At 65.8% G+C, this 25906-nt stretch carries 30 protein-coding genes; 8 read left to right on the top strand and 22 right to left on the bottom strand.

All coding sequences use genetic code 11. From position 1 onward, the window contains the following. The first annotated feature begins 142 nt into the window (after positions 1–142). A complete protein-coding gene (locus N6H05_RS00505; protein ID WP_284112280.1) occupies positions 143–466 on the top strand; it encodes a PilZ domain-containing protein in 324 nt (107 codons plus the stop codon). Positions 467–490: 24 nt separating this feature from the next. Here N6H05_RS00505 and N6H05_RS00500 read toward each other — a convergent pair whose 3' ends face one another. Both N6H05_RS00500 and N6H05_RS00495 read right to left on the bottom strand, forming a co-directional pair. Continuing rightward, on the bottom strand, positions 491–2278 hold the full coding sequence (locus tag N6H05_RS00500; protein ID WP_284112279.1) for an ABC transporter transmembrane domain-containing protein: 1788 nt from the start codon (positions 2276–2278) through the stop codon (positions 491–493). 58 nt (positions 2279–2336) lie between these two features. Beyond that, positions 2337–3629, bottom strand: coding sequence for a class I SAM-dependent methyltransferase (locus tag N6H05_RS00495; RefSeq protein WP_284112278.1), 1293 nt, complete (start codon positions 3627–3629; stop codon positions 2337–2339). 103 nt (positions 3630–3732) lie between these two features. On the opposite strand from N6H05_RS00495, the gene dgcA reads away from it, so the two are divergent. Then, a complete protein-coding gene (gene dgcA, locus N6H05_RS00490) occupies positions 3733–4707 on the top strand; it encodes an N-acetyl-D-Glu racemase DgcA (RefSeq protein ID WP_284112277.1) in 975 nt (324 codons plus the stop codon). Between the two features lie 377 nt (positions 4708–5084). Here dgcA and N6H05_RS00485 read toward each other — a convergent pair whose 3' ends face one another. From N6H05_RS00485 to N6H05_RS00460, 6 genes are all read right to left on the bottom strand, one after another. Next, positions 5085–5483, bottom strand: coding sequence for a hypothetical protein (locus N6H05_RS00485; protein ID WP_284112276.1), 399 nt, complete (start codon positions 5481–5483; stop codon positions 5085–5087). A 114-nt stretch (positions 5484–5597) separates the two neighbouring features. Next, positions 5598–6755: a mechanosensitive ion channel family protein gene (locus N6H05_RS00480; RefSeq protein ID WP_284112275.1), complete on the bottom strand. Its 1158-nt coding sequence runs from the start codon at positions 6753–6755 to the stop codon at positions 5598–5600. Positions 6756–6787: 32 nt separating this feature from the next. Then, the gene (locus tag N6H05_RS00475; protein WP_284112274.1) at positions 6788–7795 is read right to left on the bottom strand and encodes a DNA topoisomerase IB; all 1008 of its coding nucleotides are present in this window, start codon (positions 7793–7795) and stop codon (positions 6788–6790) included. 78 nt (positions 7796–7873) lie between these two features. Next, complete coding sequence (locus N6H05_RS00470; RefSeq protein WP_284112273.1) at positions 7874–8587, bottom strand: hypothetical protein; 714 nt, start codon at positions 8585–8587, stop codon at positions 7874–7876. Beyond that, entirely contained in the window at positions 8584–9948 is a 1365-nt protein-coding gene (locus tag N6H05_RS00465; protein ID WP_284112272.1) for a putative O-glycosylation ligase, exosortase A system-associated, read from the bottom strand. The genes N6H05_RS00470 and N6H05_RS00465 overlap by 4 nt, the downstream gene beginning before the upstream one ends. Beyond that, the gene (locus tag N6H05_RS00460; RefSeq protein WP_004210005.1) at positions 9941–10078 is read right to left on the bottom strand and encodes a hypothetical protein; all 138 of its coding nucleotides are present in this window, start codon (positions 10076–10078) and stop codon (positions 9941–9943) included. The genes N6H05_RS00465 and N6H05_RS00460 overlap by 8 nt, the downstream gene beginning before the upstream one ends. 101 nt (positions 10079–10179) lie before the next feature. On the opposite strand from N6H05_RS00460, the gene N6H05_RS00455 reads away from it, so the two are divergent. Together N6H05_RS00455 and N6H05_RS00450 are read left to right on the top strand one after the other, a co-directional pair. Next, the gene (locus tag N6H05_RS00455) at positions 10180–11403 is read left to right on the top strand and encodes a TIGR04063 family PEP-CTERM/XrtA system glycosyltransferase (protein WP_284112271.1); all 1224 of its coding nucleotides are present in this window, start codon (positions 10180–10182) and stop codon (positions 11401–11403) included. A gap of 12 nt (positions 11404–11415) precedes the next feature. Further along, positions 11416–12558 carry a hypothetical protein gene (locus N6H05_RS00450; RefSeq protein WP_284112270.1) on the top strand — a complete coding sequence of 381 codons (1143 nt, stop codon included), beginning with the start codon at positions 11416–11418 and terminating at the stop codon, positions 12556–12558. A 9-nt stretch (positions 12559–12567) separates the two neighbouring features. Here N6H05_RS00450 and N6H05_RS00445 read toward each other — a convergent pair whose 3' ends face one another. Beyond that, on the bottom strand, positions 12568–12939 hold the full coding sequence (locus N6H05_RS00445) for a hypothetical protein (protein ID WP_284112269.1): 372 nt from the start codon (positions 12937–12939) through the stop codon (positions 12568–12570). Further along, positions 12936–13121 (bottom strand): hypothetical protein, encoded by a 186-nt coding sequence (locus N6H05_RS00440; RefSeq protein ID WP_099231956.1) that lies wholly within the window; start codon positions 13119–13121, stop codon positions 12936–12938. The genes N6H05_RS00445 and N6H05_RS00440 overlap by 4 nt, the downstream gene beginning before the upstream one ends. A 115-nt stretch (positions 13122–13236) precedes the next feature. Here N6H05_RS00440 and N6H05_RS00435 point away from each other — a divergent pair, with 115 nt between their 5' ends. After that, entirely contained in the window at positions 13237–13905 is a 669-nt protein-coding gene (locus tag N6H05_RS00435) for a S24 family peptidase (RefSeq protein WP_284112268.1), read from the top strand. 69 nt (positions 13906–13974) lie between these two features. Further along, a complete protein-coding gene (locus tag N6H05_RS00430; protein ID WP_284112267.1) occupies positions 13975–14892 on the top strand; it encodes an XdhC family protein in 918 nt (305 codons plus the stop codon). A 14-nt stretch (positions 14893–14906) separates the two neighbouring features. Here N6H05_RS00430 and N6H05_RS00425 read toward each other — a convergent pair whose 3' ends face one another. Both N6H05_RS00425 and N6H05_RS00420 read right to left on the bottom strand, forming a co-directional pair. Further along, positions 14907–15092 (bottom strand): YbdD/YjiX family protein, encoded by a 186-nt coding sequence (locus N6H05_RS00425; protein WP_284112266.1) that lies wholly within the window; start codon positions 15090–15092, stop codon positions 14907–14909. Next, positions 15089–17137 (bottom strand): carbon starvation CstA family protein, encoded by a 2049-nt coding sequence (locus N6H05_RS00420; protein WP_284112265.1) that lies wholly within the window; start codon positions 17135–17137, stop codon positions 15089–15091. Before N6H05_RS00420 ends, N6H05_RS00425 begins: the two co-directional genes overlap by 4 nt. A gap of 151 nt (positions 17138–17288) precedes the next feature. Here N6H05_RS00420 and N6H05_RS00415 point away from each other — a divergent pair, with 151 nt between their 5' ends. Further along, positions 17289–18527 carry an aminotransferase class V-fold PLP-dependent enzyme gene (locus tag N6H05_RS00415; protein WP_284112264.1) on the top strand — a complete coding sequence of 413 codons (1239 nt, stop codon included), beginning with the start codon at positions 17289–17291 and terminating at the stop codon, positions 18525–18527. A 3-nt stretch (positions 18528–18530) separates the two neighbouring features. Here N6H05_RS00415 and N6H05_RS00410 read toward each other — a convergent pair whose 3' ends face one another. Together N6H05_RS00410 and N6H05_RS00405 are read right to left on the bottom strand one after the other, a co-directional pair. Then, positions 18531–18854 (bottom strand): DoxX family protein, encoded by a 324-nt coding sequence (locus N6H05_RS00410; RefSeq protein WP_284112263.1) that lies wholly within the window; start codon positions 18852–18854, stop codon positions 18531–18533. A 71-nt stretch (positions 18855–18925) separates the two neighbouring features. After that, on the bottom strand, positions 18926–19360 hold the full coding sequence (locus N6H05_RS00405) for a pyridoxamine 5'-phosphate oxidase family protein (protein WP_004210025.1): 435 nt from the start codon (positions 19358–19360) through the stop codon (positions 18926–18928). Between the two features lie 119 nt (positions 19361–19479). Here N6H05_RS00405 and N6H05_RS00400 point away from each other — a divergent pair, with 119 nt between their 5' ends. Beyond that, positions 19480–20031: a 2'-5' RNA ligase family protein gene (locus N6H05_RS00400; protein WP_284112262.1), complete on the top strand. Its 552-nt coding sequence runs from the start codon at positions 19480–19482 to the stop codon at positions 20029–20031. A 6-nt stretch (positions 20032–20037) separates the two neighbouring features. On the opposite strand, the gene N6H05_RS00395 is transcribed toward N6H05_RS00400, so the two are convergent. The 8 genes from N6H05_RS00395 to N6H05_RS00360 all read right to left on the bottom strand — a co-directional run bounded on the left by N6H05_RS00395 (position 20038) and on the right by N6H05_RS00360 (position 25834). Continuing rightward, on the bottom strand, positions 20038–20340 hold the full coding sequence (locus N6H05_RS00395) for an alkylphosphonate utilization protein (protein ID WP_010336895.1): 303 nt from the start codon (positions 20338–20340) through the stop codon (positions 20038–20040). 4 nt (positions 20341–20344) lie between these two features. Further along, positions 20345–20992 (bottom strand): ribosome biogenesis GTP-binding protein YihA/YsxC, encoded by a 648-nt coding sequence (yihA, locus tag N6H05_RS00390; RefSeq protein WP_284112261.1) that lies wholly within the window; start codon positions 20990–20992, stop codon positions 20345–20347. 41 nt (positions 20993–21033) lie between these two features. Continuing rightward, positions 21034–22740, bottom strand: coding sequence for a membrane protein insertase YidC (gene yidC, locus N6H05_RS00385; RefSeq protein WP_284112260.1), 1707 nt, complete (start codon positions 22738–22740; stop codon positions 21034–21036). Between the two features lie 35 nt (positions 22741–22775). Then, on the bottom strand, positions 22776–22988 hold the full coding sequence (gene yidD / locus N6H05_RS00380) for a membrane protein insertion efficiency factor YidD (protein WP_004210035.1): 213 nt from the start codon (positions 22986–22988) through the stop codon (positions 22776–22778). Continuing rightward, complete coding sequence (rnpA, locus tag N6H05_RS00375; protein ID WP_284112259.1) at positions 22985–23386, bottom strand: ribonuclease P protein component; 402 nt, start codon at positions 23384–23386, stop codon at positions 22985–22987. The genes yidD and rnpA overlap by 4 nt, the downstream gene beginning before the upstream one ends. Before the next feature lie 32 nt (positions 23387–23418). Next, positions 23419–23553 carry a 50S ribosomal protein L34 gene (gene rpmH, locus N6H05_RS00370; RefSeq protein ID WP_004210039.1) on the bottom strand — a complete coding sequence of 45 codons (135 nt, stop codon included), beginning with the start codon at positions 23551–23553 and terminating at the stop codon, positions 23419–23421. 170 nt (positions 23554–23723) lie between these two features. Beyond that, a complete protein-coding gene (locus N6H05_RS00365; RefSeq protein ID WP_170978344.1) occupies positions 23724–24491 on the bottom strand; it encodes a DsbA family protein in 768 nt (255 codons plus the stop codon). Then, entirely contained in the window at positions 24488–25834 is a 1347-nt protein-coding gene (locus N6H05_RS00360; RefSeq protein ID WP_284114313.1) for a M48 family metalloprotease, read from the bottom strand. Before N6H05_RS00360 ends, N6H05_RS00365 begins: the two co-directional genes overlap by 4 nt. Positions 25835–25906: the final 72 nt, after the last annotated feature.

Here is a 25906-nt window from a genome sequence, read left to right as displayed (position 1 = left end):
GTCTCCGACCCATCGGGCGATCAAGATCGGGCTATGGACAGGGGCTGCTTCGGCAGCCCCTTTTTTGTGCCTGCCGGTCGCTGGCTTAACATTTCCCTTACCTTCCTGCGCGATGCTGAAGGGGAATGGGTGGATGTGGACCATGGGCGCTGAACGACTGACGGAATTGGAACGCAAGGGGCGGCTTGCCGAACGGCGCGACGTCGTGATCAGCGTCAAGGTGCGGCGTCCGGGCGAAACCTGGTTCACCAGCAATATCGCCGACATGTCGCTCACCGGCTTTCGCCTGCACAGCTTCATGAAGCTCACCGTCGGCAGCGAATTGTGGATCATGCTGCCGGGCTTCGAGGGGCGCCGCGCGCGCGTTCAATGGGTGCGCGCGCATGAATCGGGCTGCACCTTCGAGCGCCCGCTCCATCCCGCCATCTTCGACTATATCATCCAGCGCAGCCTGTCCGGCCGCTGACCGCACTTCTCGGCGGACGGCGCCTCAGCCGTCCAGCTGGTCCTGGAACTGCAGGCTGGCCAGCCGCGCATAAAGCCCGCCCAGCGCCACCAGCGTGGCGTGGTCGCCTTCTTCCACGATCCGGCCCTGATCCAGCACGATGATCCGGTCGGCCGCCCGCACCGTCGCCAGCCGATGGGCGATGACGATCGTCGTGCGCCCCTGCATCAGCCGGTCGAGCGCATCCTTGACCAGTTGCTCCGATTCCGCGTCGAGCGCAGATGTAGCTTCGTCGAGCAACAGGATCGGCGCATCGCGCAGCAGCGCGCGGGCGATCGACACGCGCTGGCGCTGTCCGCCCGACAGTCGTGCGCCGCCTTCGCCCAGATGGCTGTCCAGCCCCTCGGGCAGGGCACGCAGGAAGGCTTCGGCATTGGCTGCCCGCGCCGCCGCCCATATCTCCTCGTCGCTCGCATCCCATTTGCCATAGCGCAGATTGTCGCGGGCGGAGGCGGCGAAGATCACGCTGTCCTGCGGCACCATCGCCATCGCGGCGCGCAGCGCGGCAGGATCGGCGGCCGGCAGCGGCACATCGTTCAGCCGCACTTCACCCTGGTCGGGATCATAGAAGCGCAGCGCGAGCTGGATCAGCGTCGACTTGCCCGCCCCCGAAGGGCCGACTACCGCCACCGTCTCGCCCGGCGCAATGTCGATCGTGACGCCGTTCAGCGCCGCCTGGTCGGGCCGGGTGGGATAATGGAAATGGACATTGTCGAAGCGCAGCCGCGCGCCTTGCGGCAACGTCGGGATCGCGACCGGCGCCGCCGGCGCGGCGATGGCCGGCTCGGCCGCCATCAGCTCGTCCAGCCGGCTCGCCGCCCCCGCGCCGCGCAACAGGTCGCCCCAGCTTTCCGACAAGGATCCGAAGGCGCCGGCCACCAGCCCGCCGGTCAGCACGAATGCCGCGATGCTGCCGCCCGACAGCCGCCCCGCCGCGACGTCGATCGCGCCTAGCCACAATACGCCGGTGATCGACCCGAACACCAGGGCAAAGGCGATCGCGGTCATCACTGCGCGCAGCAATATGCGCTGCCGGGCGGTGGCAAAGCCGCTCGCGACGGTCGCGTCGAACCGGGCCGCCTCGCGCCCTTCCTGGCCAAAGCCCTGGACGATCTTCATCGCGCCCAGCACCTCGGTGGTGACGCTGCCGACTTCGGCCAGCCGATCCTGGCTGGCACGCGACAATTTGCGCACCCGCCGGCCCAGCGTCACCAATGTCAGCACGATCACCGGTATGCCCAGGATCAGCAGTCCTGCCAGCTTGGGTGCCAGTATGAACAGGTAGATGAGGCCGCCAATGCCCGTGACCAGGTTGCGCAGCGCGACCGACACGGTCGATCCGACCACCTGGTCGATGATCGCGGTATCCGCCGTCATGCGCGAGGCGATCTCCGACGGCCTGTTTTCCTCGAAGAAGGCCGGCGCTTGGCGCAGCAGATTGGCCTGGGTCGCGCTGCGAATGTCCGCGACCACCCGCTCGCCCAGCCAGGACACGAAATAGAAGCGCAGCGCGCTCGCCAGCGCCAGGATCACCACCAGCAGGAACAGATATTCGAACCAGCGGCTGATATCGCCGCCGCCGGTGAAGCCCTTGTCGATCACCAGCCGGAAGCCACTAGGGATCGCCAGCGTCGCTGCGGAAGAGACGATCAGCGCGATCAGCGCCCCGGCGATCCGCGCCGGATAGCGCGTCGCAAAGCGCCACAGCATGGCCAGGCTCGACAGGGCAGGGCGATCGGCGCGGCGCGGCGCGGCTTCGGGGGCATCCTCCATGTCGGGGGCGTTAGCAGCGCGGCGCGCCCGCCTCAATGGGCGCGCGCGATCCCGCCGCTCAGGCCGCCGGCGCGATGCGCTCCGCCAGCGCTATCAGGCGCGGCGTATCCGCCTTGCCGGTCAGGGCATAGGCCATGTCGCCCGCCTCCCAATAGGCGACCGCGCCGTCCCGCCGCTGGGCGATCAACGGCTGCCCTTCCGCCGGCGTCTCGGCCCGGTCGGCGAACAGCGACAATTGTTCGCCCTTCTCGGTGGTCAGCGCGATCGCGATTGCGGCGCTGTCCGTGGACGGAACCAGTTGCACGTCGGTAACTTGCCAATTGGCCGGCAGGCGCGGCAGCACGATGCCGGTCGACCGCCGGATTTCGGCATCATCCAGCTTCGCGCTCTCGACCTGAGACTCCATTTGCTGGCGCAGCAGGCCGGCGCGGCGCGATGCGGCCGCCTCGTCCAGGAAGGTGCTGGCCTGCGCCGCCTGGGGAAATTCGCCCAGCGCGCCCCGGCCGATCCATCCCGTCGCCAGCAGCGCGGCGATCGCCGCCGCCCGCCCGACATGGCGCCAGCCGTGCCCGATGTCATTATCATTGGCCACCGGCTGCGACATGTCGCGGCGCCGGCCGATCAGCGTTCCCTTGGTGCCGTCATGCATCAGGCGGAAATCGATATGCGGCCAGCGCTTGCGCCAGCGGCGCGCGACCAGCCGCTCGCCCGGCCGTGCGGCATCGTCCAGCAGCACCACGCCATGGGGCGAGAGGCGCGCGAACAGGCTGTCGGCCGCGCCCCGCACCAGTGGATGGACGCTCCAGGGCGGACCATCGATGATGATCAGGTCGATCTGCTCGGGTAGCCGGTCGATCGCATACCAGCGGCCCGGCCAGTCGGCGCTTTCGTGGATCAGCGGCGCATGGCGAATATCCACGTCCAGCGCATGGTCGGCCAGCCATTGCCGGGTCGCGTCGACAAAGCCGCCATGCTGGTCGAAACTGTGCAACTGTCCGCCGCCATGCAATTGCAGCGCCCGCGCCGCGATCAGCGAGGATGCGCCCGCGCCCAGTTCGACGACATGCGCCGGCCGCAGCCGGGCGATCTCGCGCACGATATGGCGCAGGAAGCCGACATCGGCCTTCCAGCTTCCCAGATGGGGCAGCGCGTCATGGGGCAGTTGCAATTCGTCCAGCAGCGCGCGCTTGTCCGCCTTGCGCCCGCCCGACAGGCTGGCAAGCAGCCAGGGCCAGCCGATCGCGCCAAAGGTCAGGCGCCATGCCATGTCGGAGACGCGGCGGGACAGGGTATCGGTCACGGCTTCGGATTCATGCAGCGAGAGGAAGCCGGTCAATTCACGGGAAGTCACGGGGAAATACGCTCCTGTCGCAAAGGCGGGGACTATGCCGTCCGTCCTGTTTCACGCATATGACGCCGGTCGAATTGGTCAAATCATCACGCAGGAAACGCCGATGACCCGTATAATTTCCGCGACGGTCGAACGCTGGCCGGTGGCGGGCGCCTTCATCATCAGCCGTGGCGCCAAGACGGAAGTGGACGTCGTCGTCTGCACCGTGGGTGACGGCGATCATGTCGGGCGGGGCGAGGGCACGGCCATCTATTATGAGGGTGAGACCGCACAGGGCTGCGTGGCGGCGCTCAACGCCTATGCCGGGCCGCTCGATCGCGAGGCCCTGTTGCAGGCGATGCCGCGCGGCGCCGCGCGCAACGCGCTCGACTGCGCGCTGTGGGATCTGGAGGCGAAACGGGCCGGCGTCCCGGTCTGGCAACTGGCCGGCCTTGCCGCGCCTGTCCCGCTGCCCACCGCCTTCACCATCAGCCTGGGCGAACCGGAGCGGATGGAGGCCGATGCCCGCGCCGCCGTCGCGCGCGGATTTGGCCTGCTCAAATGCAAGCTGACGGGGGAGGGCGATCATGCCCGCATCGCCGCCGTGCGCGCCGGCGCACCCGGCGTTCGGCTGATCGTCGACGCCAATGAAGGCTGGCATGACCGCGACATCGTGGCGGAGGCAGCGGCGCTCGCCGAACTGGGCGTGGAAATGGTGGAACAGCCGATCCTGCACGGGCGGGAGGACAGGCTGGCCGGCCTGCGGGCGCCGCTGCCGCTCTGCGCCGACGAAAGCTGCCACACCCGCGCCGATCTCGACCGGCTGGGCGATTTCGACGCGGTGAATATCAAGCTCGACAAGGCCGGTGGCCTGACCGAAGCGCTGGCATTGGCGCAGGCAGCGCGGGCACGCGGCTTTCGCATCATGGTCGGCTGCATGCTCGGCACCTCGCTCGGCATCGCGCCTGCCGCGCTGGTGGCGCAAGGGGCCGACTGGATCGATCTCGACGGCGCTCTTCTGCTGGCGAAGGATCGTGACGGCGCCCTGCCGCTGCGCGACGGCCTGCTCCACCCCGGCAGGCTCTGGGGCCAGGGCTGAAACCATTCCTCCCCGCGTGCGGGGAGGGGGACCATCCGCAGGATGGTGGAGGGGGGGAAGCCGCCTGAAGCAAGCGGCGCCGCTTTCCTACTCGGCCATTCTCTGGTCTATCCTCGGCGATGCAATCCGCGTCATCGCCCGTCGCCCATAGGAGGTGTGACCCAAGTGTCGCCTCGATGGCGCGTCACCGTCGCCTGGTCGTGACCCGATCGGCAGGCAGTTGTGACCCAGGTGTCGCGCCGTTGTCGCGTGACAGGGGCGTGGGGGAGGCATATCCGGCGCAAACGGCCCGATTTGCTCGACGACACCGTGAACTTCGGGGCTGTCGCGTCGGCGTGACCCTGCCGGGTCCGCCGATCGCGACGGATTGTCTCGGCTCAGTAACCCAGCGTCAGGCCGACGCTATAATATTTCGGGCCGACATTGGCCTTGGCACGCAGCTTGGGGATCAGCGGCATCGCCAGCGTCGCATAGGGGCGGGTATTGTCGCCGCTGAAGCGCACGCCCGCACCGATCGAGACCGACATGGGAATCGTATAGGCCGCCTCGACCCGGCCATAGAGCTTGGTGTCGCCATCGCGCAGATAGACGCCGCCGCCCGGCGTCAGGCTGAAGCCCGCCATGTCGAACGCATAGCCGGCGCCGATCTCGGTGCCCCAATGGCCATCGGCGCGGCCATAATTGACTTCGGCGCCCAGTCCCTCGGCATGGGCGGCAGGCGCCATCAGGGGAGCAGCGATCAGCAGGCCAAGGGCCGCCATCCGGTTCATTTTCATGGCAAATCCATATCGTTCATTGGTGATGGGTCGGTAAGGGCGCGGCTGGTCCCCGCCGGCAAGCGGAAAGGGGACCAGCCGAATCCGTCCTGCGGTGAAGCGAGGCGTTCCGTTCTATCCGTCCACGCGGCGCACCGGCTGCACCTCGGCATAGGGCATGATCGCCTTGCCGTCGGGGGCTGCGGTGAAGCTGGTCTGGGTTGGATAGGCGAACTCGATACCCTCGGCATTGAACCGTTTCCAGATGGCCAGGCCGATGCGATGGCGCATCTGGAAATAGTCATGATGGTCCGGGTCGGGCACATCGAAATTGAGCTGATAGTCCAGGCTGCTGGCACCAAAGGCTATGATCCCGGCATTGACGAAGATCATGCCTTCCGCCTCGACAATCTCCTTCAATATGGTGGGGATCGCCTCGGCCTGTTCCTCCGACGTCTGGTAGATGATGCCGATGGCATAGGTGACGCGGCGCTGGATCAGCGTCTGCAGGCTGGTGATCTCCTTCTGCAGCAGATTGGCGTTGGAAATCACCTTCTTCTCGCCGCTCATCGCCCGCAGCCGGGTGGATTTCAGGCCGATCTTCTCGACCCGCGCCGTGGTCTGGTCATAGGTGATGATCTCGCCCTGGCGGAACGGCTTGTCGAAGATGATCGACAGCGCCGCGAACAGATCGGAGAAGATGCCCTGCGCGGCAAGGCCGATCGCGATGCCGCCGATGCCCAGACCCGCGACCAGACCGGTGACATTGACGCCCAGATTGTCGAGCACCACGATCGCGGCGATCGCGAACAGGGCAAATGTCACCAGGATACGGATCAGGCCCATCGCATTGGCCAGCGTCTCGCCCTGGCCATCGTCGGCCAGCGTCTTGCGCTCGATCAGGCCCAGGATGATCTCCCGTGCCCAGATCGCGGCCTGCACGACCACGGCGATGGTGAAGAAGAAGGTGACGGTCTTGTCCAGCGACGTGGGCGCGTCGGCGAACACCACCACCAGCCGCGCCGCGACCATGATCATGAAATATTGCGTGGTGCGCGCCGCCGCGCGGCTCAGCACATTGCCCAGGCCCAGCGGATCGCCACGCCGGCCGCGATGCTTGGTGCCGATCCGGCGCAACGTGGCGAGCGCCAGATAGATGATCGTGGCCGCGCCGATGGCGATCAGGATCTGGATATAATGAAGCTGGAACCAGGCGATGGTCGAATGCCACATTTCCGTGAGGTTGGGCGCACGCACATTGATGTCGATGCCGGGGTCGTTCTTGTTGGCCATGCTGATCCTTGATTGATGGTCCGTGGGCTCGATCAGGCCGCCGCTGCCAGCGGGGGCGCGTTGGCCAGATCGTCGAGGAACGCGATCAGCCCGCGTTCGTGACGCGACAGATAGCGCGTCCGGCGCGGCAGGCGAAGCCCCTGCCGCCATTCATCCTGTCCGTCCTTGCACAGGTCGATCAGGGCGGGGTGGATATAGGATTTGCGGCTGATCGCCGGCGTGTTGCCCAGCGCCGCCGCGACCGGGTCGATCATCTCCTTGAGCGAGACATGGCCAGCGGCCAGTGTCTCGAAGGCGATGGTGGACGCGCCCCAGGTGCGGAAATGCTTGGCGGTGAAGTCGCCGCCCATGGCCTGCGCGATATAGGCGTTGACGTCGCTCGAACTGATCGGCCGCGCCTCGCCATCCTCGTCCAGATATTGGAACAGATGCTGGCCCGGCAGATCCTGCACCGCCCGCACGAAGCGCAGCAGGCGGCTGTCGGTGATGCTCAGCTGCTGCTCCTTGCCGGACTTGGCGCGGTAGCGCAGGGTCAGGCTGCGGCCATTCAGGTCGACATGCCGCCGCCGCAGCGTGGTCGCGCCGAAACTCTTGTTGGTGGTGGCATAATGTTCGTTGCCGACCCGCAGCTTGGCGAGGTCCAGCAGCCGCACCACCGCCGCGATCGTCCGCGCCTTGCGCAGGCCGCGTCGCGCCAGATCCTCTTCCATCTGCGCCCGCAGTTGCGGCAGGGCGCGGCCGAAGGCGGGGCAGCCGGCATATTTCTCCGCCTCGCGCGCAGCCCGGAAATCGGGGTGATAGCGATATTGCTTGCGCCCCCGCTCGTCATAGCCGGTCGCCTGGATATGGCCGTGGGGGGAGGGGCAGAACCAGCAGTCGCGATAGGCGGGCGGCATGGCGATCGCGTTCAGCCGGTCGATCTCGTCCCGGTCGGTGATGCGGCTGCCATCCGCCGCGCGATAGGCCCATCCCTGCTTCAGCGCGCGCCGGCTGATGCCGGGCATGCCGTCATGGCTGTGGATGATGGCGGGGGACGACATGGGAACCGGGCGACCTTCTTTCTTCCGGTCCAACCCGTGATGATCGGCTTCGTTCCGCGTGCAGACCGCCCGGCGCTGTCAGGACGGGCGCGATCGCAGCCGCTGCAACCAGCCGGTGCCCGCGCCATAATGGCCGGTCCAGGGCAGCAATGGACGGCGCACCGTCGTCGCCTGGGCGCAGCCGACGATCAGGCTGATGACCGCCAGCGGGAAGGCCAGCATCATGGTGGCGGGCATGGCGAAGGCGAGGGTGATCGCCGAAAGCCCGCCGCCAAAGGCCGCCAGCGTCGCCCGCAGGTCGCCATCGGGTCCGCGCAGCCAGAACAGGCAGCCCGTGACGCCCAGCGCGAACATGGCGATATTCTGCATCGCGCCGGCCGGCACGATCGCGCAGGCGGCGATCAGCCCGACCATCGCCAGCGCGGCGCGACGCCATTGCCAGCCGCCGATCAGGCGGGTGAGCAGCGGATAGAGCAGCAATTCGCAGGTCAGCGCCGCCAGCAGGATCGCGCCGGGGGCCGCCGCGCCCGCGCCGTCCGCGATGAAGGCGACGACGGCACTCGCCGCCCAGGGCAGCATCCGCGACGGCGCCATGCGGATATGGCTGATCCAGCCGGTCATGCCCGGCCGCAATGCCCAGCGCCGGTCGGCCTGCCGCAACTGGAAGGCGGACAGGGCAAACAGCATCTGTACGCCCCATGGCATATAGGCGGGGGACAGCAGCGGGGCGGCCAGGATCAATCCCAGCATCAGCCCCTGAAGCCAGCCCAAAATCCGCAATTCCATGGTCATGCCGTCACTCCCGCCTGCGAACCAGGCTGCTCAAAGAACGGCACGCGGCCCGCGTCCTTGCGCTTGCGGGTCAAATAAGTGTCGAGGCCGATCTGGAGCGAGAGCATCATGAAGATGAAGGGTTGATAGGCGATGCCCACGAACAGCGATCCGATCATGTAGACGACATGGCCCTGCTGCAGCGCGCTCGCAAAGGGCGCGATCCATGCCTCATCCGGTCCGTCGCGCTTGCGATACATGCGGCGGATCGATTCGGTGCGGACGAAGCAGCTCAGGTGCAGCAGCGCCCACAGGAAGAAGCCGAAATAACCCTGTTCGCCGAGCATCTCGAAATAGGCACTGTGATAGGCACGGCCCTTGTCGGTGACCAGGCGGCGCTCGATCCGCTTCTCGTCGCCGTCGCCGACCTCGCTCTGGGCGAAATAGGTGAAGCTGTTCTGGAGATAATTGTCGAAGCCACCGCCGCCCGGATGGGTCTTCACATAGTCGAGCGTCCACATCCACACCGCGACGCGGGTGGACGCGCTCTCGTCGCCCTGGTGATTCTCGATCGTCTGCATCCGCTTGGTGAAGCTGGCGGGCAGGAAGGGGATGGCGGCCAGCGCAGCAAAGGCCAGCAGCGGGCCATAGACGAATTTGCGCTTCGACCGCATCAGCATCATGCCGGCCAGGATGACCAGGCAGACCAGGCCCGTGCGCGCCTCCGTACCGACCGGCATTAGCATGCAGGCCAGGCACAGCGCATAGGCAAAGGCCTTCACCTTCCAGTCGGGCGGAAAGATGGTGCCATGCTGGGTCAGCCACAGGATGATCGGGATCAGCGCGATCGCCACGCAGGAAATGATGCTGCCCTCATACAGGCCGCTATTATTGTCCACCATCAGATTGAGTACGCCATAGCCGCCGCCCGACAGCGCGGTCTTCATGCCGCCATTGATGATGATCGTGCTCGCGCACAGCACCATGAACAGCGCCAGCGCCTCGATCCGCAGCCTTGTGCGCAGCACCAGCGGCAGGAACACGGCAAAGACGATCGCCTTCCACACCCAGGCCCATTTGGTCGCGGCGTTGATCGGGAAGTCGGCGGTCGCGGTCGTATAGCCGCACCAGGCCAGCAGGATCAGCAGCAACAACTGTCGCGCGGAAAAACGACAATCCTTCTTGTCGTCCACCAAGACCCAGGCACCGACCGCGCAAACGAAGGCGATCAGCGAGATCGGGATCGAATTGAGCAGATAATAGCAGAGCCGCTGGGGCGAAACGATATCGATATAGGCGTAGATGATGACCAGCAGGAAGGGCCGCTTGAATCCCATCAGGAAGAAGATGCCGAGGAAGGCGATGAAGAACAGGTCACGCATCGGCGGCGTCTCCGTCCGGCGATGCCGGCGGGGTGTCGATGTCGCGATCCAGGTCCGGGCGCGACAGCAGCCGCCAGGCGGCCAGCAGGATGACGCCATGGCTGATCAGCAGGGATAGGGTATCAATCATTGCGTGTTTTGATCTGCCGGTTCTGGACTCTTGCCCCGGAAAATCCCTAGCGTGACAGAGTTGACGGGGCGTTAAACCTTTTTCGGCAAAAAGTTACCGCTATGACTCGTATCCTTCACGTTCTCGATCACAGCCTGCCGATGCACAGCGGCTACACGTTCCGCACGCGGGCGATCCTGCGGGCGCAACTGGCCAAGGGCTGGGATGTGCGCGGCCTTACCGGCCGGCGCCATGTCGCGGCGGGGCCGCAGGAGGAACTGGTCGACGGCCTGCATTTCCACCGCACGCCGGGCGAAGCGGCCGGCGGCAATGCGCTGCTGCGCGAATGGCGCGACATATCCGCCCATGCCGATGCGATCGAGTCGCTGGTGCGCCAGTGGCGGCCCGACATCATCCATGCCCATTCACCGGTGCTCAATGCCATGGCCGCGCAGCGAGTCGCGCGCCGCCACGGCATTCCCCTGATCTACGAGATTCGCGCCTTCTGGGAGGATGCGGCAGTCGGTAACGGCACCGGCACCGAAGGCAGCCCGCGCTACTGGCTGACCCGCCAGCTCGAAACCCATGCAGTCCGTGCCGCCGACGCGGTTGCCGTCATCTGCGAAGGGCTGCGGTCCGATCTGGTCGCGCGCGGAATCGACGCGGCCAAGATCACCGTGTCGCCCAATGGCGTCGATCTTGATCAGTTCGGCGCGCCGGTGCCGCGTGATCCCGCCCTGACCGCGAAGCTGGGGCTGGAAGGCGCCGATGTCGTCGGCTTCATCGGCAGCTTCTATGATTATGAAGGGCTGGACGATCTGATCGCCGCCATGCCGCGACTCGTGCGGGCGCGGCCCAGGGCCAAGCTGCTGCTGGTCGGCGGCGGACCCATGGAACAGGCGCTGCGCGACCAGGCGCTGGCCTCGCCTTTCACTGACCATATTGTCTTTGTCGGCCGGGTGCCGCACGACCAGGTCGAACATTATTATGCCCAGGTCGATGTCCTTGCCTATCCGCGCAAGGCGATGCGCCTCACCGATCTGGTGACGCCCTTGAAGCCGCTGGAGGCGATGGCGCAGGGCCGACTCGTCGCTGCGTCGAGCGTCGGCGGCCATCGCGAACTGATCGAGGATGGCGTGACCGGCACCCTGTTCGCGCCGGACGATCCGGCCGCGATCGCGCAGGCGCTTGCCGGCATGTTTGCGGATCGCGGCTTCTGGGACGAACGCCGTATCGTCGCGCGCGATTTCGTCGAGAGGGAGCGTAACTGGTCGTCAAACATTTTGCGTTATGAGCCTGTTTACCAGCGACTTCTGGGACGCGACTCGACCGCAAAGGCGGCCTGAGGAACGGCGGCGATGCCGAAGTTCACACCGTCCATGCGGGGACTGGCCATCATGGCATTGGCCGCGGCAGGCGGCGGCGCCCTGGTGGTGCTGACCCTGCCGGTCGGCTGGGTGGAAATGCTGGTCGCGTCGAGCGGCCTGAGCGAGACGATCCCGGCGGCCGGTCCGCCGCTGGGCATGAAGGCAAGATTGCTGCTGGCCGGTTTCGCAGCGCTGATGAGTGTAGGAATTGTGGCCGCGGTGCGGCGAAATGGATCGGATGCGCCGCACAGGCGCTTGAGAATAAGCGGAAGGCGTCATCCAGACGCCCAAGGAGCAAGAAAAATGGGTTTCGCATTTGCCAAGCTGACCGCGCTTGCCCGCGGACGCAATGTGCCCGCTGCCGAAGAGGCTGCGCCTACCCAGCGCCGTGCCGACGCGCATCCCGATGCGCCGCCCCGTCCTCCGATCTTTGCCAGCCGCGACTTTGGTGGCGCCGATATCTTCGCGCGCCCGGAATCGGGGCGTCGTCGTCTGGTGGTCGATAGCGATCCGGTAGAGCCGGTGACGGCGACTGTGGTGCGCATGGAGACGCCAGCCGCCTTTGCCATGCCGACCCCGCATGAAGAGGCACCGGTCGAGGATATGGCCATCGCACCGGCGCCGGGTTTCTCGCGTCCGTTCGACGCCATGCCGACCCTGTCGGCCGTTCCGATCCCGCTCGGCCGCGCGCCGTTCGCGCCGCCGGAAGACGCTATATTCGAGCCCTGGGAAGAAGAGGCAGCGGCGGAATTTGCCGCCTTCGATGAAGAGCCGACCGATATCGCACCGGAGCCGATCGTTGAGCAGGCCCATGCCTTCGTCCCGGAACCGGTGATCGAAGAACCGATCCAGGCGTTCGATCCTGCACCTGAACCCGCACCTTTTGTTCCGAGGGCGGAGGCATCGCCCGCTCCGACCCCGCGCAGCATCGACAGCCTGTCGATCACCGAACTGACCGAGCGGCTGGAGCGGGCGCTGGTCCAGCGTGGCCGGCCGGCGACCGCGCCGCGCGTCATCGCCGACATGCCGATCGCTTCGGCGGTGCCGGTGCGCGAGGCGGTGTCGGAGGATGTCGAGGATGCGCTGCGTGCCGCGCTCGGCACGCTGCGCACCATGACCGGCCGCCCGCGCTAAACGATCAGGCTACCAGTCGCGGATGGTGAGGGCGGACAGCTCGATCCATTCGCCCTCCGCATCGCCGCGCAGGTCGTCGATCACCATGTCGGCGACGAAATGGCCCGGCAAAGTCCATTCGGCATCCTGCAATTCGTGCGCCAGCGCGTCCCGGCGCGCGCGCAGGCTGCCGCCCGCCACCCGCAACAGGATGACATGGCGGCGCCCCTCGAACAGGGCGCTGGCCCAGGGGCGGCTGACCGCGCGCTCGACCGTCGCAGGCTCGCCGATCCGGGCGATCAGCTGGACCAGCAACTGGGCCAGCGGATCGGCCTCGCGCCGTTCTCCCGCTCGATTACGGACCAGATTTGCGCTCGTGCGCAGCATGTCGGCGCTTGTCATTGGCTCACGCTCCTGCGATATTCGTTCATGAAATGTTCTATTCGTCTCTTTACCCGATCGCCCGGATCGCGCCCCATGCGCAGGTCGAAGACCAGGCGCGGATCGCGCACGGCGTCGCGGCCAAATCGGGTCGGCGCTATCTGATGATCCCGCAGGAATTTCTCGATCGTGCGCAACAGCATGGACGGAACTCTCCTCTTTCGAGCCGATTCGCCCCCTGCGAATCGATAGGCAATTTCCTATCTCATATTCATTTTCCTACTTGTCTAGGAAAATTCCTATCATTATGGATGCAACATGGATGAAGCGCAGGACGCCCGGACTGCCCTCGATCGGCTGATCGTCGAACGTGGGGAAAATTATGCCGATCTGTCGCGGCTGATCGGGCGCAATCCCGCCTATATCCAGCAGTTCATCAAGCGCGGCACGCCGCGTAAGCTGGACGAGGCGGATCGACGCATTCTGGCGCGCTATTTCGGCGTGGCGGAAACGATGCTGGGCAGTCCGCTGCCAGCCGGCGCACCGATCCCGCGCGTGCGCGGCCTGCCTGCGGTGGTTGCGGTGCCGCGCCTGTCGCTCGGCGCTTCGGCCGGGGCCGGCTCGCTGGATGAGGATGAGCGCGCATCCGGTGTGATGGCGTTCGACGCGCAATGGCTGCGGCATCTGGGCGTGCGGCCGCAGCGCGTGTCGATCATCCGGGTCGATGGCGAATCGATGGCGCCCACGCTCAACGATGGCGACGACATCATGGTCGATCATGAGGATGATGCCGATCGCCTGCGTGATGGCGTCTATGTGCTGCGGCTCGACGGCGTGCTGATGGTCAAGCGGGTGGCGATGGGGCCATTGCGCGGCCGGTTCAGCGTATTGAGCGACAATCCCCATTATCCCGACTGGACCGATATCGATCCGGCGATGGTGGCGATCGTCGGCCGGGTCGTCTGGACAGGCAGGCGGCTGGTCTGAGAAGCCTGATCCGTCTTTGAAAGGCGCCATGCCTTTCCTATGTCTGGGAAAACAGGGGAAGGCTGGATCATGAACGATAATGGCGCGGTGATCCGCAAGGCGATCGAATGGCGCGGTGCGCCGATGGCGCTCGCAACCGTCGTGTCGACCTGGGGATCGGCGCCGCGTCCGCGTGGCAGCCACATGATCGTCCATCAGGACGGCCGGCTGGAGGGCAGCATATCGGGCGGCTGCGTCGAGACCGACGTGTTGCAGCGCGCCGCCGAGGTGATCGCCGGCCGGCCCGGCCATGTCGCGCATTATGGCGTGGCCGATGGCGATGCGTGGGAGGTCGGCCTGCCTTGTGGCGGGGAGATCAGCGTGCTGGTGCAGCCGGTGGGGGAGGATGGCTTCGCCCCTGACCTGTTCGACCGGATCGCGTCGGAAAGCGCGCGCGGCCGGGCGCTCACGCTCTCGACCGATCTGGACAGCGGCGTCACCCGCGAAGATGTGGTCGAAGGCCAGTTCCTCAACCGCTATGATCCACCCCGCCGGCTGCTGATCGTCGGCGCGGTGCAGATCGCCCAGTCGCTGGCCGCGCTGGCGCAGGCGATCGACGTCACCCCGGTGGTGATCGACCCGCGCGGTCGCTTTCTGACGGCAGAGCGTTTCCCCGGCATCGAACTGGACGATCGCTGGCCCGATGCGGCGATCGCCGCGCGCCATCCTGGTGAATCCACCGCGGTCGTGACCTTGAGCCATGACATCAAGATCGACGATCCCGCGCTGATCGCCGCGCTCGCTGCACCAACCGGCTATGTCGCGGCGCTGGGATCGCGGCGCAGCCATGCTGCACGGCTCGAACGGCTGGCGGCGCAGGGCTTTGGCGCAGAAGATCTTGCCCGGATCGATGGACCAGCAGGCCTCGACATCGGCGCGATCGGCGCGGCGGAAATCGCCCTGTCGATCACCGCCGGCATGGTCGCCGGCTTCAACGCCAAGCGCTGATCAGGCGCAATCGTTCAGCAGCATTTTCCGCCATTTTTCCCGCCATAGCGCGCCTCCTGTCGGTTCCGGAAAAAGGCGGTGCGGTCCATCGGCGCATGGCCGGGATGATGGTCGCGCATATGGCGCAGATAGGCGTCATAGTCCGGCTGGCCGACCATCAGATGCGCCATGCGCCGCAGCGTCTGGAGGACATGGTTCATGGCGTCGTGACCAGTTGCGCGGGAATCTCGCGCGCGGTCGGCGCGGCGAAACCGCGTGCGGCTAGGCAGGTGCGGATGGTGAAAACCAGCAATGCCAGCACAACCGCCAGGAAGATCGCGACCAGCCCGGCATCGACGTAATTGTTGAACAGGATCTGGCGCATTTCCGCCATCGACTTGGCCGGCGCCAGCACCTCGCCCTTGTCCAGCGCCGCGCCATATTTGGCGGCATGGGCCAGGAAGCCGACCTTCGCATCGGTGGAGAACAATTTCAGGAAACCGGCCGACAAGGTGCAGATCAGCAGCCAGGCGGCGGGCACCATCGTCACCCAGGCGAAGCGGTCGCGCTTCATCCGGAACAGCACGGCGGTGCCCAGCATCAGCGCGATCGCGGCGAGCATCTGGTTGGAAATGCCGAATACCGGCCACAGCGTGTTCACCCCGCCCAGCGGATCGGTGACGCCCTGATAGAGGAAGAAGCCCCAGGCCGCGACGCACAGGCCGGTGGCGATGAAGCCGGGCAACTGGCTCTTGCTGTCCTTGAAGCTCGGCACCGCCAGCGCGATCAGATCCTGCAGCATGAAGCGGCCGGCGCGGGTGCCCGCATCGACCGCGGTCAGGATGAACAAAGCCTCGAACAGGATGGCGAAATGATACCAGAAGGCCTTCATTGCCGGGCCGCCGAACACATGGCTGAAGATTTCCGCCATCGCCACGGCCAGCGTCGGCGCGCCGCCGGCCCGGCTGATGATCGTATGTTCGCCGACATCCTTGGCCGTCTGGACGATCAGGTCCGGGCTGATTGGGAAGCCCATGGCGGTAACGGCGGCGGACACGCTGGCGGGGTCGGTGCCGATCACGGCGGCCGGGCTGTTCATCGTGAAATAGATGCCGGGGTCCAGGATCGACGCGCCGACCAGCGCCATGATCGCCACGAACGCCTCCATCAGCATCGCGCCATAGCCGATCAGCGGCGCGTCGCTTTCGGTCGCGATCAGCTTGGGCGTCGTGCCGCTGGCGATCAGCGCATGGAAGCCGGAAACGGCACCACAGGCAATGGTGATGAACAGGAAGGGGAACAGGCCGCCCGACCAGACCGGCCCGCCGCCCGCGGCGAACTGGGTGACGGCGTGCATCTTCAGCGGCGGGGCCATGATGACGATGCCGATCGCCAGCGCGGCGATCGCCCCGATCTTGAGGAAGGTCGAGAGATAATCGCGCGGCGCCAGCAGCAGCCAGACCGGCAGCACCGACGCCACCGCGCCATAGCCGATCAATATCCAGCAGAGTTGCACGGGCGTGAAGGTGAAGATCGGCCCCCAGACTGGCGATTGCGCGATCGCCTGACCATAGACGATCGCCGCGAGCAGGCCGACCAGGCCCAGGATCGACACTTCGCCGATCCGGCCGGGACGAATCCAGCGGGTATAGGCGCCCATCGCCATGGCCAGCGGCACGGTGGCCGCGACGGTGAACATGCCCCAGGGGCTTTCGGCCAGCGCCTTGACCACGATCAGCGCCAGCACGGCGAGGATGATGACCATGATCATGAAGGCGCCGAACAGCGCGATGGTGCCCGCCACCTGGCCCATTTCCATGCGGATGAGTTCGCCCAGCGACTTGCCGTCGCGGCGCATGGAGATGAACAGGACCATGAAATCCTGCACTGCGCCGGCCAGCACGACGCCGGCGATGATCCACAGCGTGCCGGGCAGATAGCCCATCTGCGCCGCCAGCACCGGCCCCACCAGCGGCCCCGCGCCGGCGATCGCCGCGAAATGATGGCCGAACAGCACGGTGCGGTCGGTCGCGACATAGTCGAGGCCATCGGCGCGGCGGATCGCTGGGGTGGGGCGAGCCGGATCGAGCCGCATCACCTCGCGCGCGATGAACAGCGCATAATAGCGATAGGCGACCAGGAAACAGCTGACCGATGCGACCACGATCCACAGCGCATTGACCGTCTCGCCGCGCGAGACCGCGACGACCGCCAGCGACACCGCGCCCACCAGCGCGGTCAGGATCCATGGAATGTGCCGGGTCATCGCTCTCTCAACGGTTCGGGATAGGGATTGGCCGCCACACTAGGCCGCTCCCCCCGAAAGACAACCGCCAGTCTGGGTTAGGCGCCTGTCGGGGTTAGGGGATTCTGGCGCGTTCGTTCGTCCATCGGGTGAACAGGGCAGGAGGCATCGCATGACCGACCGGAGCAAGGACGTTTCGCGCAGGGGCTTGTTGCAGGCGGCGGCGGTCGTGGGGGCGGCGCTGCCGCTGGCGGCGCGCGCGGCCCCATCGGGCAATGCGACGCGCGACCAGTTGCTGCTCGCGCCCGACATCCATTATTTCAACGCAGCCAATATCGGCCCGGCCTTCCGCAGCGCGATCATCGCGCATGAGCGCGAGACGCAGGCGTTCCAGGCCAATCCCTCGCCCCAGTATCGCACCAGATATCCGGTTGCCGCCGACGCCCTGCGCGCGCGCCTGGGCAAGCGCATGAACGTCAGCGCGCAGGAAATCGCGCTGGTCCGCAACAGCAGCGAGGCGAATACGGTCGCGGTGCGCGGCCTGGCGCTCAAGGCAGGGGATGAGGTGATCCTGACCGATCACAACCACCCCTCGACCCTGGAGACATGGAAGCTGCGCGCCGCGCGCGAGGGGCTGCTACTCAAAATCCTGCCGGTGCCGGTCTATGCGACTTCTGCCCAGACGGTGGTCGACCTGTTCGCCGCCGCGATCACGCCGCGCACCCGCGCCATCTTCCTGTCGCACATGTCGAACGTCACCGGCATGATCTTCCCGCTGGCGCAGATCGCGCAGTTGACCCGGCCCAAAGGCATCTGGCTGCATGGCGATGGCGCCCAGACCTTCGGCTGGCTGCGGCTCGACCTGCCCGCGCTCGGCGTCGATTCCTATTCGGGCAGCACCCATAAATGGATGATGGGGCCGCTGGAGGGCGGCATCCTCTATGTCCGGCGCGAAGGCCAGGCGCAGCTCCAGCCGATCATGCTCAGCCATGGCTATTGGCTGACCGACGAGAAGAATCTGGATACCGCGCAGAAATATGAAATTCTCGGCCAGCGTGACGATCCCAAGCTGATCGCGATCGACGCGACGCTCGATGCGCTGGATGCCATCGGCGAGGCGGAGGTGGAGCGCCGCGCCTTCACCATCGGCGACCAGATGCGCGACATGGTGCTGCGCCTGCCCGGCGCGAAGCTGGTCGGCACGACCACCAAGGGCCTGACCGGCCCGGTCATCACCCCGACCTTTGCCGGCAAGGATGTGCTGGCGATCCGGGATCATCTGTGGACTCAGGGCAAGGTGGTGGTCGCCCCGTCCAGGGCGGACGGCAAGCCGACCATCCGCTTCTCGCCCCATATCTACAACAGCGCCGACGAGATCGCCCTGATTGCGGACCTGCTGGCGAAGGCCTGACCGCTATCGTCGGCGAAACGGCCAGTCGATCACCGCGCCGGCCCAGAGTGCCCACCAGATGATCACTGGTTGGAGTGCCAGCCGGGGGCCATGATACCACCAACTCAGATGCACCCCACCCAGCGGGATGTCATACAGGGCATGGTTGAAATTGGCCGGCCAGACGCACAGCGCATAGAGAGCGAGCGCGATCGCGGCGACGCGGCGCGTGGCCAGGATCATCAGCCCAGCAGCCCCGGCCAGTTCGGCGATACCGGTCAGCGCGACGACGGTTTGTGGCTCAGGCACCCAGTGCGGCGTGATCGCGACGAAACCGTCCGGCTGCATCAGATGCGCCGCGCCCGCGACTGCATAGGCAAGCGCCAGAACGGCACGGGCTATGGCGCGCGCGGTAACGGCTACAGCTCCAACTCGCCTTCATCCTCACCGTCCCAATAATGGGCGCGTTCGGCATGGACCTTGATCATCACCAGGCCGGGCGTGTCGGCACCCTGCGCGAACCAGCGTTCCAGGTCCGGGTTCCAATGCGCTTCAAATGCACTGCGGTCGCGGATCAGGTCGGCGCGGCCCTCGACCGCGATGAACAGGGGGCGTTGCCCCAGAAGGCCGCCCTTGCCATGGAAGGACAGGCCGACCCGCGGATCGCGCTCGATATCCTTCACCATCAGCGTGTCTTCGGTGGTGAAATAATAGCTGTCGCCGCCATAGGCGACGTCCTGATTGTTGCTCATCGGCCGGGCGCCGATCTGGCCGTCCTCGGTATGGGTGGACAGCATCGCGAAATCGATCTGCTGCATCTTGTCTGCCAGGGTGGCGATGGTCTGCTGGGCCATGGTCGCTCTCCTCTTCTGCCCGGTTCAACGCTGACAGAGCGGATTCGGATGCGTCGGATTCGTCAGGAGGAAGAAAAGAACATATAGTGAACATAAATCCGATTCGGAGGATGTTCGCCATGCTTGCCCGCACGCCGTCGCTCTATCGCCTGATCGTGGCGCTAAAGCCGCCGACCCTCATCACGCGGCAGATCGACCATTTCGCCGAGACGCTGGCGCCCGATGCCCAGCGTATCCTGCCGGCGCACCAGCATATCACGCTGGGGATCACCGACGACTGGCCGGACTATCCCTATGCGCTGGTGAAGGCGATGCACCGCAGTTTTACCGGCATCCTGGCCGATCCGTTCGACCTGTCGCTGGACCAGTTGAGCGAGGGCGGCCGGTCGGCCGCGCTGCGGCCAGCCCATGCGCTGCCGCCGCTCCGGGAATTGCAGCGCAAGGTGGCGTTGGCGATGAAGCGGGCAGGGGTGGGCGCCCGTTCAGGCTGGAGCTTCAACCCGCACCAGACGCTCTATTATCGCGACGGCGCGCCGGCCACCCAACGGATCAGCGGCTTCCACTGGCGGGTCGAGGATTTCGTGCTGCTATGCAGCCATGTCGGCCGCACCCATCATGAGCTGCTGGGGCGATGGCCGCTGCGCGGCAGCGACCAATATAGCCTGTTCTGAAGGCGCTCAGCGCTTGCGCACGAATTCCGCGCGCAGCACCAGCCCCTTGATGCCGTCATAGCGGCAGTCGATTTCCTGCGCGTCGCCGGTCAGGCGGATCGACTTGATCAGCGTGCCACGCTTCAGCGTCTGGCCGGCGCCCTTCACGACCAGATCCTTGATCAGGGTCACCTGGTCGCCATCGGCCAGCAAATTGCCGACCGAATCGCGGACTTCCACGGCATCGCCGGCATCGGCCTTGGCGGCGGCATCGGCTGCGCTGATCCATTCGCCGCTGGCTTCGTCATAGACATAGTCGTCGTCGGCCATCGGCTTATCCCTGGCTCACGGCTTCGAGAACGGCGGCGCGCAGCTCGGGGATGCCCATGCCCTTCTCGCTCGACGTGGCGATGATCTCGGGATGGGCGGCCGGGCGCTTGCGGATCGCATCGGCGGTGCGCTGCGTCACGGCGATCAGTTCGCTCGCCTTGATCTTGTCGCTCTTGGTCAGGACGATGCGATAGCTGACCGCCGCGCCGTCCAGCATGTCCAGCATGTCGGTGTCGACATCCTTGATGCCATGGCGGCTGTCGATCAGCACCAGCGCACGCTTGAGCGCCGCGCGACCGCGCAGATAGTCGTTCACCAGGAACCGCCACTTCTTGACCAGATCCTTGGGCGCCTTGGCATAGCCATAGCCGGGCATGTCGACCAGGCGGAAGCGCAGCGGATCGCCGACGTCGAAGAAGTTGAGTTCCTGCGTCCGGCCCGGCGTGTTCGACGTGCGGGCCAGGCCATTGCGGTTGGTCAGCGCGTTCAGCAGCGACGATTTGCCGACATTGGATCGGCCGGCAAAGGCGACCTCGTTCACCGCCATGTCGGGCAGATAGTCGAGCGTCGGGGCGGATTTGAGGAAGCTGATCGGCCCGGAAAAGAGCTTGCGGGCTTCCTCGATCAGGGCGGTGTTGTCGTCTTCTGTCATATCGAAAAAATCCCCCCCTTTCGGGGAGGATTTCCTTGTCCTTACTTGGTGGCCGTCGCGGTGTTCAGCACGGGGTGGCGCTTGTACAGCCACCATTGCTGCGCCATCGACAGGCAGTTGTTGGTGATCCAGTAGACCAGCAGGCCGGCGGCGAACGGCGCCATGATGAACATCATCATCCACGGCATGATCGCGAATACCTGCTGCTGCATCGGGTCCATCTGGGCCGGGTTCAGCTTGAACTGCAGCCACATCGAAATGCCCAGCAGCAGCGCCAGCACACCGATCGCCAGGAAGGATGGCGGGGTGAAGGGCAGCAGGCCGAACAGGTTCAGGATGTGCAGCGGGTCGGGCGCGGACAGATCCTTGATCCACAGCACGAAGGGCTGGTGGCGCATTTCGATCGTCAGCTGCAGCACCTTGTACAGCGCGAAGAAGATCGGGATCTGGATGAAGATGGGCAGGCAGCCGGCCAGCGGATTGACCTTCTCCTGCTTGTACAGCTCCATCATCTTCTGCTGCAGCTGCTGCTTGTCGTCCTTATATTTCTCCTGCAGCGCCTTCATCTTGGGCTGCACCGCGCGCATCGCTGCCATGCTGGCGAACTGGCGCTGAGCGACCGGGAACATCAGGGCACGGACGCAGAAGGTCAGGCAGATGATGGCGACGCCGAAATTGCCGAGCGTCTCGAACAGCCAGTGCAGCAGCGCAAAGATCGGCTGCTCGAACCAGTAGAACCAGCCCCAGTCGATCGCGCGATCGAACAGCGGCACGCCGGCGCGCTCATAGGCCTGCAGCGTCTTCACTTCCTTCGCGCCGACGAACAGCCGGTTGGTCTGGGTCATCGCCTTGCCGGGGGCCAGCATGACCGGCGCCAGCGCAATGTCGGTCTGGAACTGGGTGCCGGCACCCTTGCGCATCTGGCCGGTGAAGGCGTCCTTCTGGTCGGGGATCAGCGCCGACAGCCAATATTTGTCGGTGAAGCCGATCCAGCCGCCAGTCGACTGGAAGCTCTGGCTGGCCGGACCCTTTTCCAGATCCTTGTAGTTCACATCATAATTGGCGGCGCCGTTGAACACGCCCATCGGGCCGACATGGATGGTCCAGGTGTCGGGATCGGCCGACGGAGCCGCGCGGCTGACATAGCCATAGGATTTGACCGCGATCGCGCCGGTGCCGCTGTTCGACACCTTCTGCGCGGCGGAGATCATGTAATTTTCGTCGATCGAATAGCGGATCTCGAAATTCTGGCCCGCGCCATTGTTCCAGCTCAGCGTGACCGGGCTGGTGGGGGTCAGTTCGGTGCCGCTGGCGGTCCAGACGGTGTTGGCGTCGGGGGTCTTGATGCCCTCGCCCTGCCAGCCGAAGCCGGCGAAATAGGCGTCCTTGGTGCCGCTCGGGCTATAGAGGCGGATCGCCGGCGAATCCTTGGCGATCGTCTCCTTGTAGGTCGGCAGCACGATATCATCGATGCGCGCGCCCTTCAGGTTGATCGACCCGGTCAGCTTGGGCGTGCGGATCGCAACGCGCGGGCTTTCCTTCAGCACCAGTGCGCGGTCACGGATCGCGGTCGACGCGTCCTGCGCCGGGGCCTCGCCCGCCGGGGTCAGCGGCGTGGTCTTGCCCCCCTCGATCTTCGTCGCGGGCGGGTTTGCCGCCGGGAAGAAATGCTCGGAGATATAGGGCCAGCCGAACAGGATCGCTGCGGTCAGGATCACCGCCAGAATGATATTCTTCTTGTCGTCCACGCTATTCGGCTCCGCCGTCTAAACTCGTCAATGTCTCAGGGGACCGGGTCATAGCCCGAACCACCCCATGGGTGGCAACGCATTAGCCGCTTGAACCCCAGCCAGCTACCCTTGATCGCACCATATTTGCCGACCGCCTGGATCGCATATTCCGAACAGGAGGGGGCATAGCGGCAAGTGGGGGGGAGGATGCGGGACGGGCCAAGCTGCCAGGCGCGCGCGATCAGGATCAGCAGCCGCGCAATCATGCCGGCTGGCCGGTCTTCGCGGCTGGGGGCGCGGGGCGGGAAACACCCTTGCGGCGGGGCGGGCGGCCCTGGCCTTCGGGCCGGGTCAATATCTTGCCCAGCGCCTTTTCCAGTTCGCCGCGCAGCAGCGCGAAGTCGCGCTCCACGCCTTCGGCACGGCCGATCAGCACATGGTCGGCACCAGCCACACCATGCACAGGCAGCAATTCGCGTGCCAGGACGCGAAAACGGCGCTTCATCCGATTGCGGATGACAGCGCCGCCTATCTTCTTGGTCACCGTGATGCCGATACGCATCGCCGGATCGCCATCGCCGCGCTCACGCACCAGCAGGACGAATCCCGGCATGGGCGCGCGTCGGCCCCGATTCGCCGCCAGGAAATCCGCGCGCTTGCCCATGATGGCAGGCGCGGCCGGCGGCGTCAGGTCGCTCAGGCGCTCAGGCTCTTGCGGCCGCGGGCACGACGGGCGCGCATGATGTTGCGGCCACCGGGGGTCGCCATGCGAGCGCGAAAACCGTGACGGCGCTTCCGAACCAGATTGCTCGGCTGAAAAGTGCGCTTCATCGTTCATTCCTCAAACAAACTAGAGAATCAGGTATGACAAAAAAGGGCCGCCACACGGGGCGACCGCAAGTCAGGGGCCGTCCGATAGGGAAATGGGGCGGGGAAGTCAATGGCGCTGCGCCGCGCTTCCCCGCAAACCTCTGCTTGTCCCGCCCGAACGGCTCTCGGGCTTATTTCCCGCGGGCGCTCGTCACCGCGTCCTTGAGCGAATCATAGCCGACCGCGCCGTTCAGCACCTGGTTCCCGATGACGAAGGTGGGCGTGCCGCTGGCCTGCAGCTTCTGGGCGAGCGCGATGTTCGACTGCAGTTCCGCATCATATTTGCTCGACGCCATCGCCGCTTCGGCATCGGCCTTGGTGATTCCGGCCTGGGTGGCGGCGCCGATGATCGATTCACGGGTCACCTTGCCGGCGCCATAAAGCGCCTTGTGATAGGCCATGTAGCGATTGCGCTCGGCTGCCAGCAGCGACACCTTGGCGGCGTCGGAGCTTTCTTCCGACAGGATCGGCAGTTCGCGATAGACGATCTTCACCTTGGCATCGGCGCCGACCAGCTTGGCAAGGTCAGGCAGCGAGGCGCGGCAATAGCCGCAGGCATAGTCGAAAAACTCGACCACGGTGACATCGGCATTGGCCGCGCCTTCCCATGCGCCGGCATAGGGCGTCTCGATCGTCTGGCGATTCGCGTCGATCGTGCCTTCCATCCGCTTGGCCTGCAGCTTCTCGATCGCCTGCGGGATGATCTCGGGATGCTCCAATATATAGTCGTGGACGATCTTTTCGATCGCGGCCTTGTCGCCGGTGGAGACGCTGCCGGGCGCCTGCACGGCAAGGGCGGTGCCGGCGGCGCCAGCGATCAAGGCGAGGGCGCCCAGGGTCATCTGCATTTTCCTGTTGGATAGGGCCGCACGAAAGCTGGGCCGGGTCTGATCTGTCATCTTCTCTTCCGCTTCTGCTCGACGGCAGCCCGCGAGACCATCGCGATATCCTGCGCCCGCAGATAGTCAACCGTTCCGGGCTTCAAACCCTGCATCGCCGCGTCCGCGCTGCGTAGTGCCATACTGTCCTGGCCGATCATCGAAAAGCGCTCGGCACTGGCCAGCGCGGCGCGCGGCGTGTCGCCGCGATGCTCGTAGACGACGCCCAGTTGATACCAGGCGAAGGGATTTTCGCGGTCCCGCGCGATCGCATTGCGCAGCACGGTCTCGGCCTCGGCATAATTTTTCTCGTCCTCGGTCGCGATCAGGGCATGGCCCAGCAATACCGCGATCAGCGGCTGCTGCGTCTTGGCGACAGCCTCGCGTAGTGGTGGGATCGCCTCGCCAGGCCGCCCGCTCTCCAGCAGGATCTGGCCCTTCAGCTCCAGGAAATAGGGATCGTGCGGCGCCGCGCTCAGCAGCGCGTCCGCCTCGCTTAGTGCCTTCTCGGGATAGGCACTTTTATGCCAGGCATAGGCGCGCGCATAATGCGCCGGGATCGACTGGTCGCTCTCGGGATATTTGAGCAGCGTCTGCTGCGGTTCCGACACGAAGCCGATCAGCTTTGCCTTGATCCGCTCGAACCGCGCTTCCAGTTGGGGATTGGGGGGCGTGTCCCAGGCCGGATCGACCGTATAGACCTCGCGCAGCACATTGATGCGCTCGCCCGACAGCGGGTGGGTGCGGCCATAGCTGTTATCCTGTGGGATCGCGAGGCGATATTCCTGATTCTGCAGCTTCTTGAAGAATTCCAGGCTGCCCTTGCCGCTCAGATGCGCGCCGCTCAGATAGCGTGCGCCGGCAAGGTCGGCGGAGCTTTCCTGCGCGCGCGAGAAAGCGAGATATTTGGACATGCCGACCTGCTGGCCCAGGCCCATGATGCCCATGCCGGCCTCTGCGCCGCCCGCCGCGATCGCCGCCGCGCCCAGCACCAGGCTCAGCAAGGTGATGCTGGTCGCTTCCTTGATGCCGTCGGTCCGGATGACATGGCCGCCTTCGATATGGCCCAGTTCATGGGCGACCACGCCCTGCAACTGGTTCACATTGTCGGCCTGCGCGATCAGCCCGCTATGCACCCAGACATATTGGCCGCCCGCGACGAAGGCGTTGATCTCAGGATCGTTGATCACCATCACGTGGACATTGCGAGGCTGCATGCCCGCCGCCTTGACCAGATCGCCCGACATGTCCGCCATGAACGCTTCGGTCTCGGCGTCGCGCAGGATGCTCTGGGCCAGTGCTGGCCGCGCCATCAGCATCAGCGACCCCAGCAGGAGCGCGACAAGGCGCAGCCACCGCGTCATCATGCAAAGCCTTGATGGGGAAGGGGAACAGGCATTGGCGCGATTTATGCCCTTCTCGCCCTGAACATCAAG

Source organism: Sphingobium sp. WTD-1 (assembly GCF_030128825.1).
Taxonomy (GTDB): domain Bacteria; phylum Pseudomonadota; class Alphaproteobacteria; order Sphingomonadales; family Sphingomonadaceae; genus Sphingobium.
This window is presented reverse-complemented; position numbering and strand designations above follow the sequence as displayed.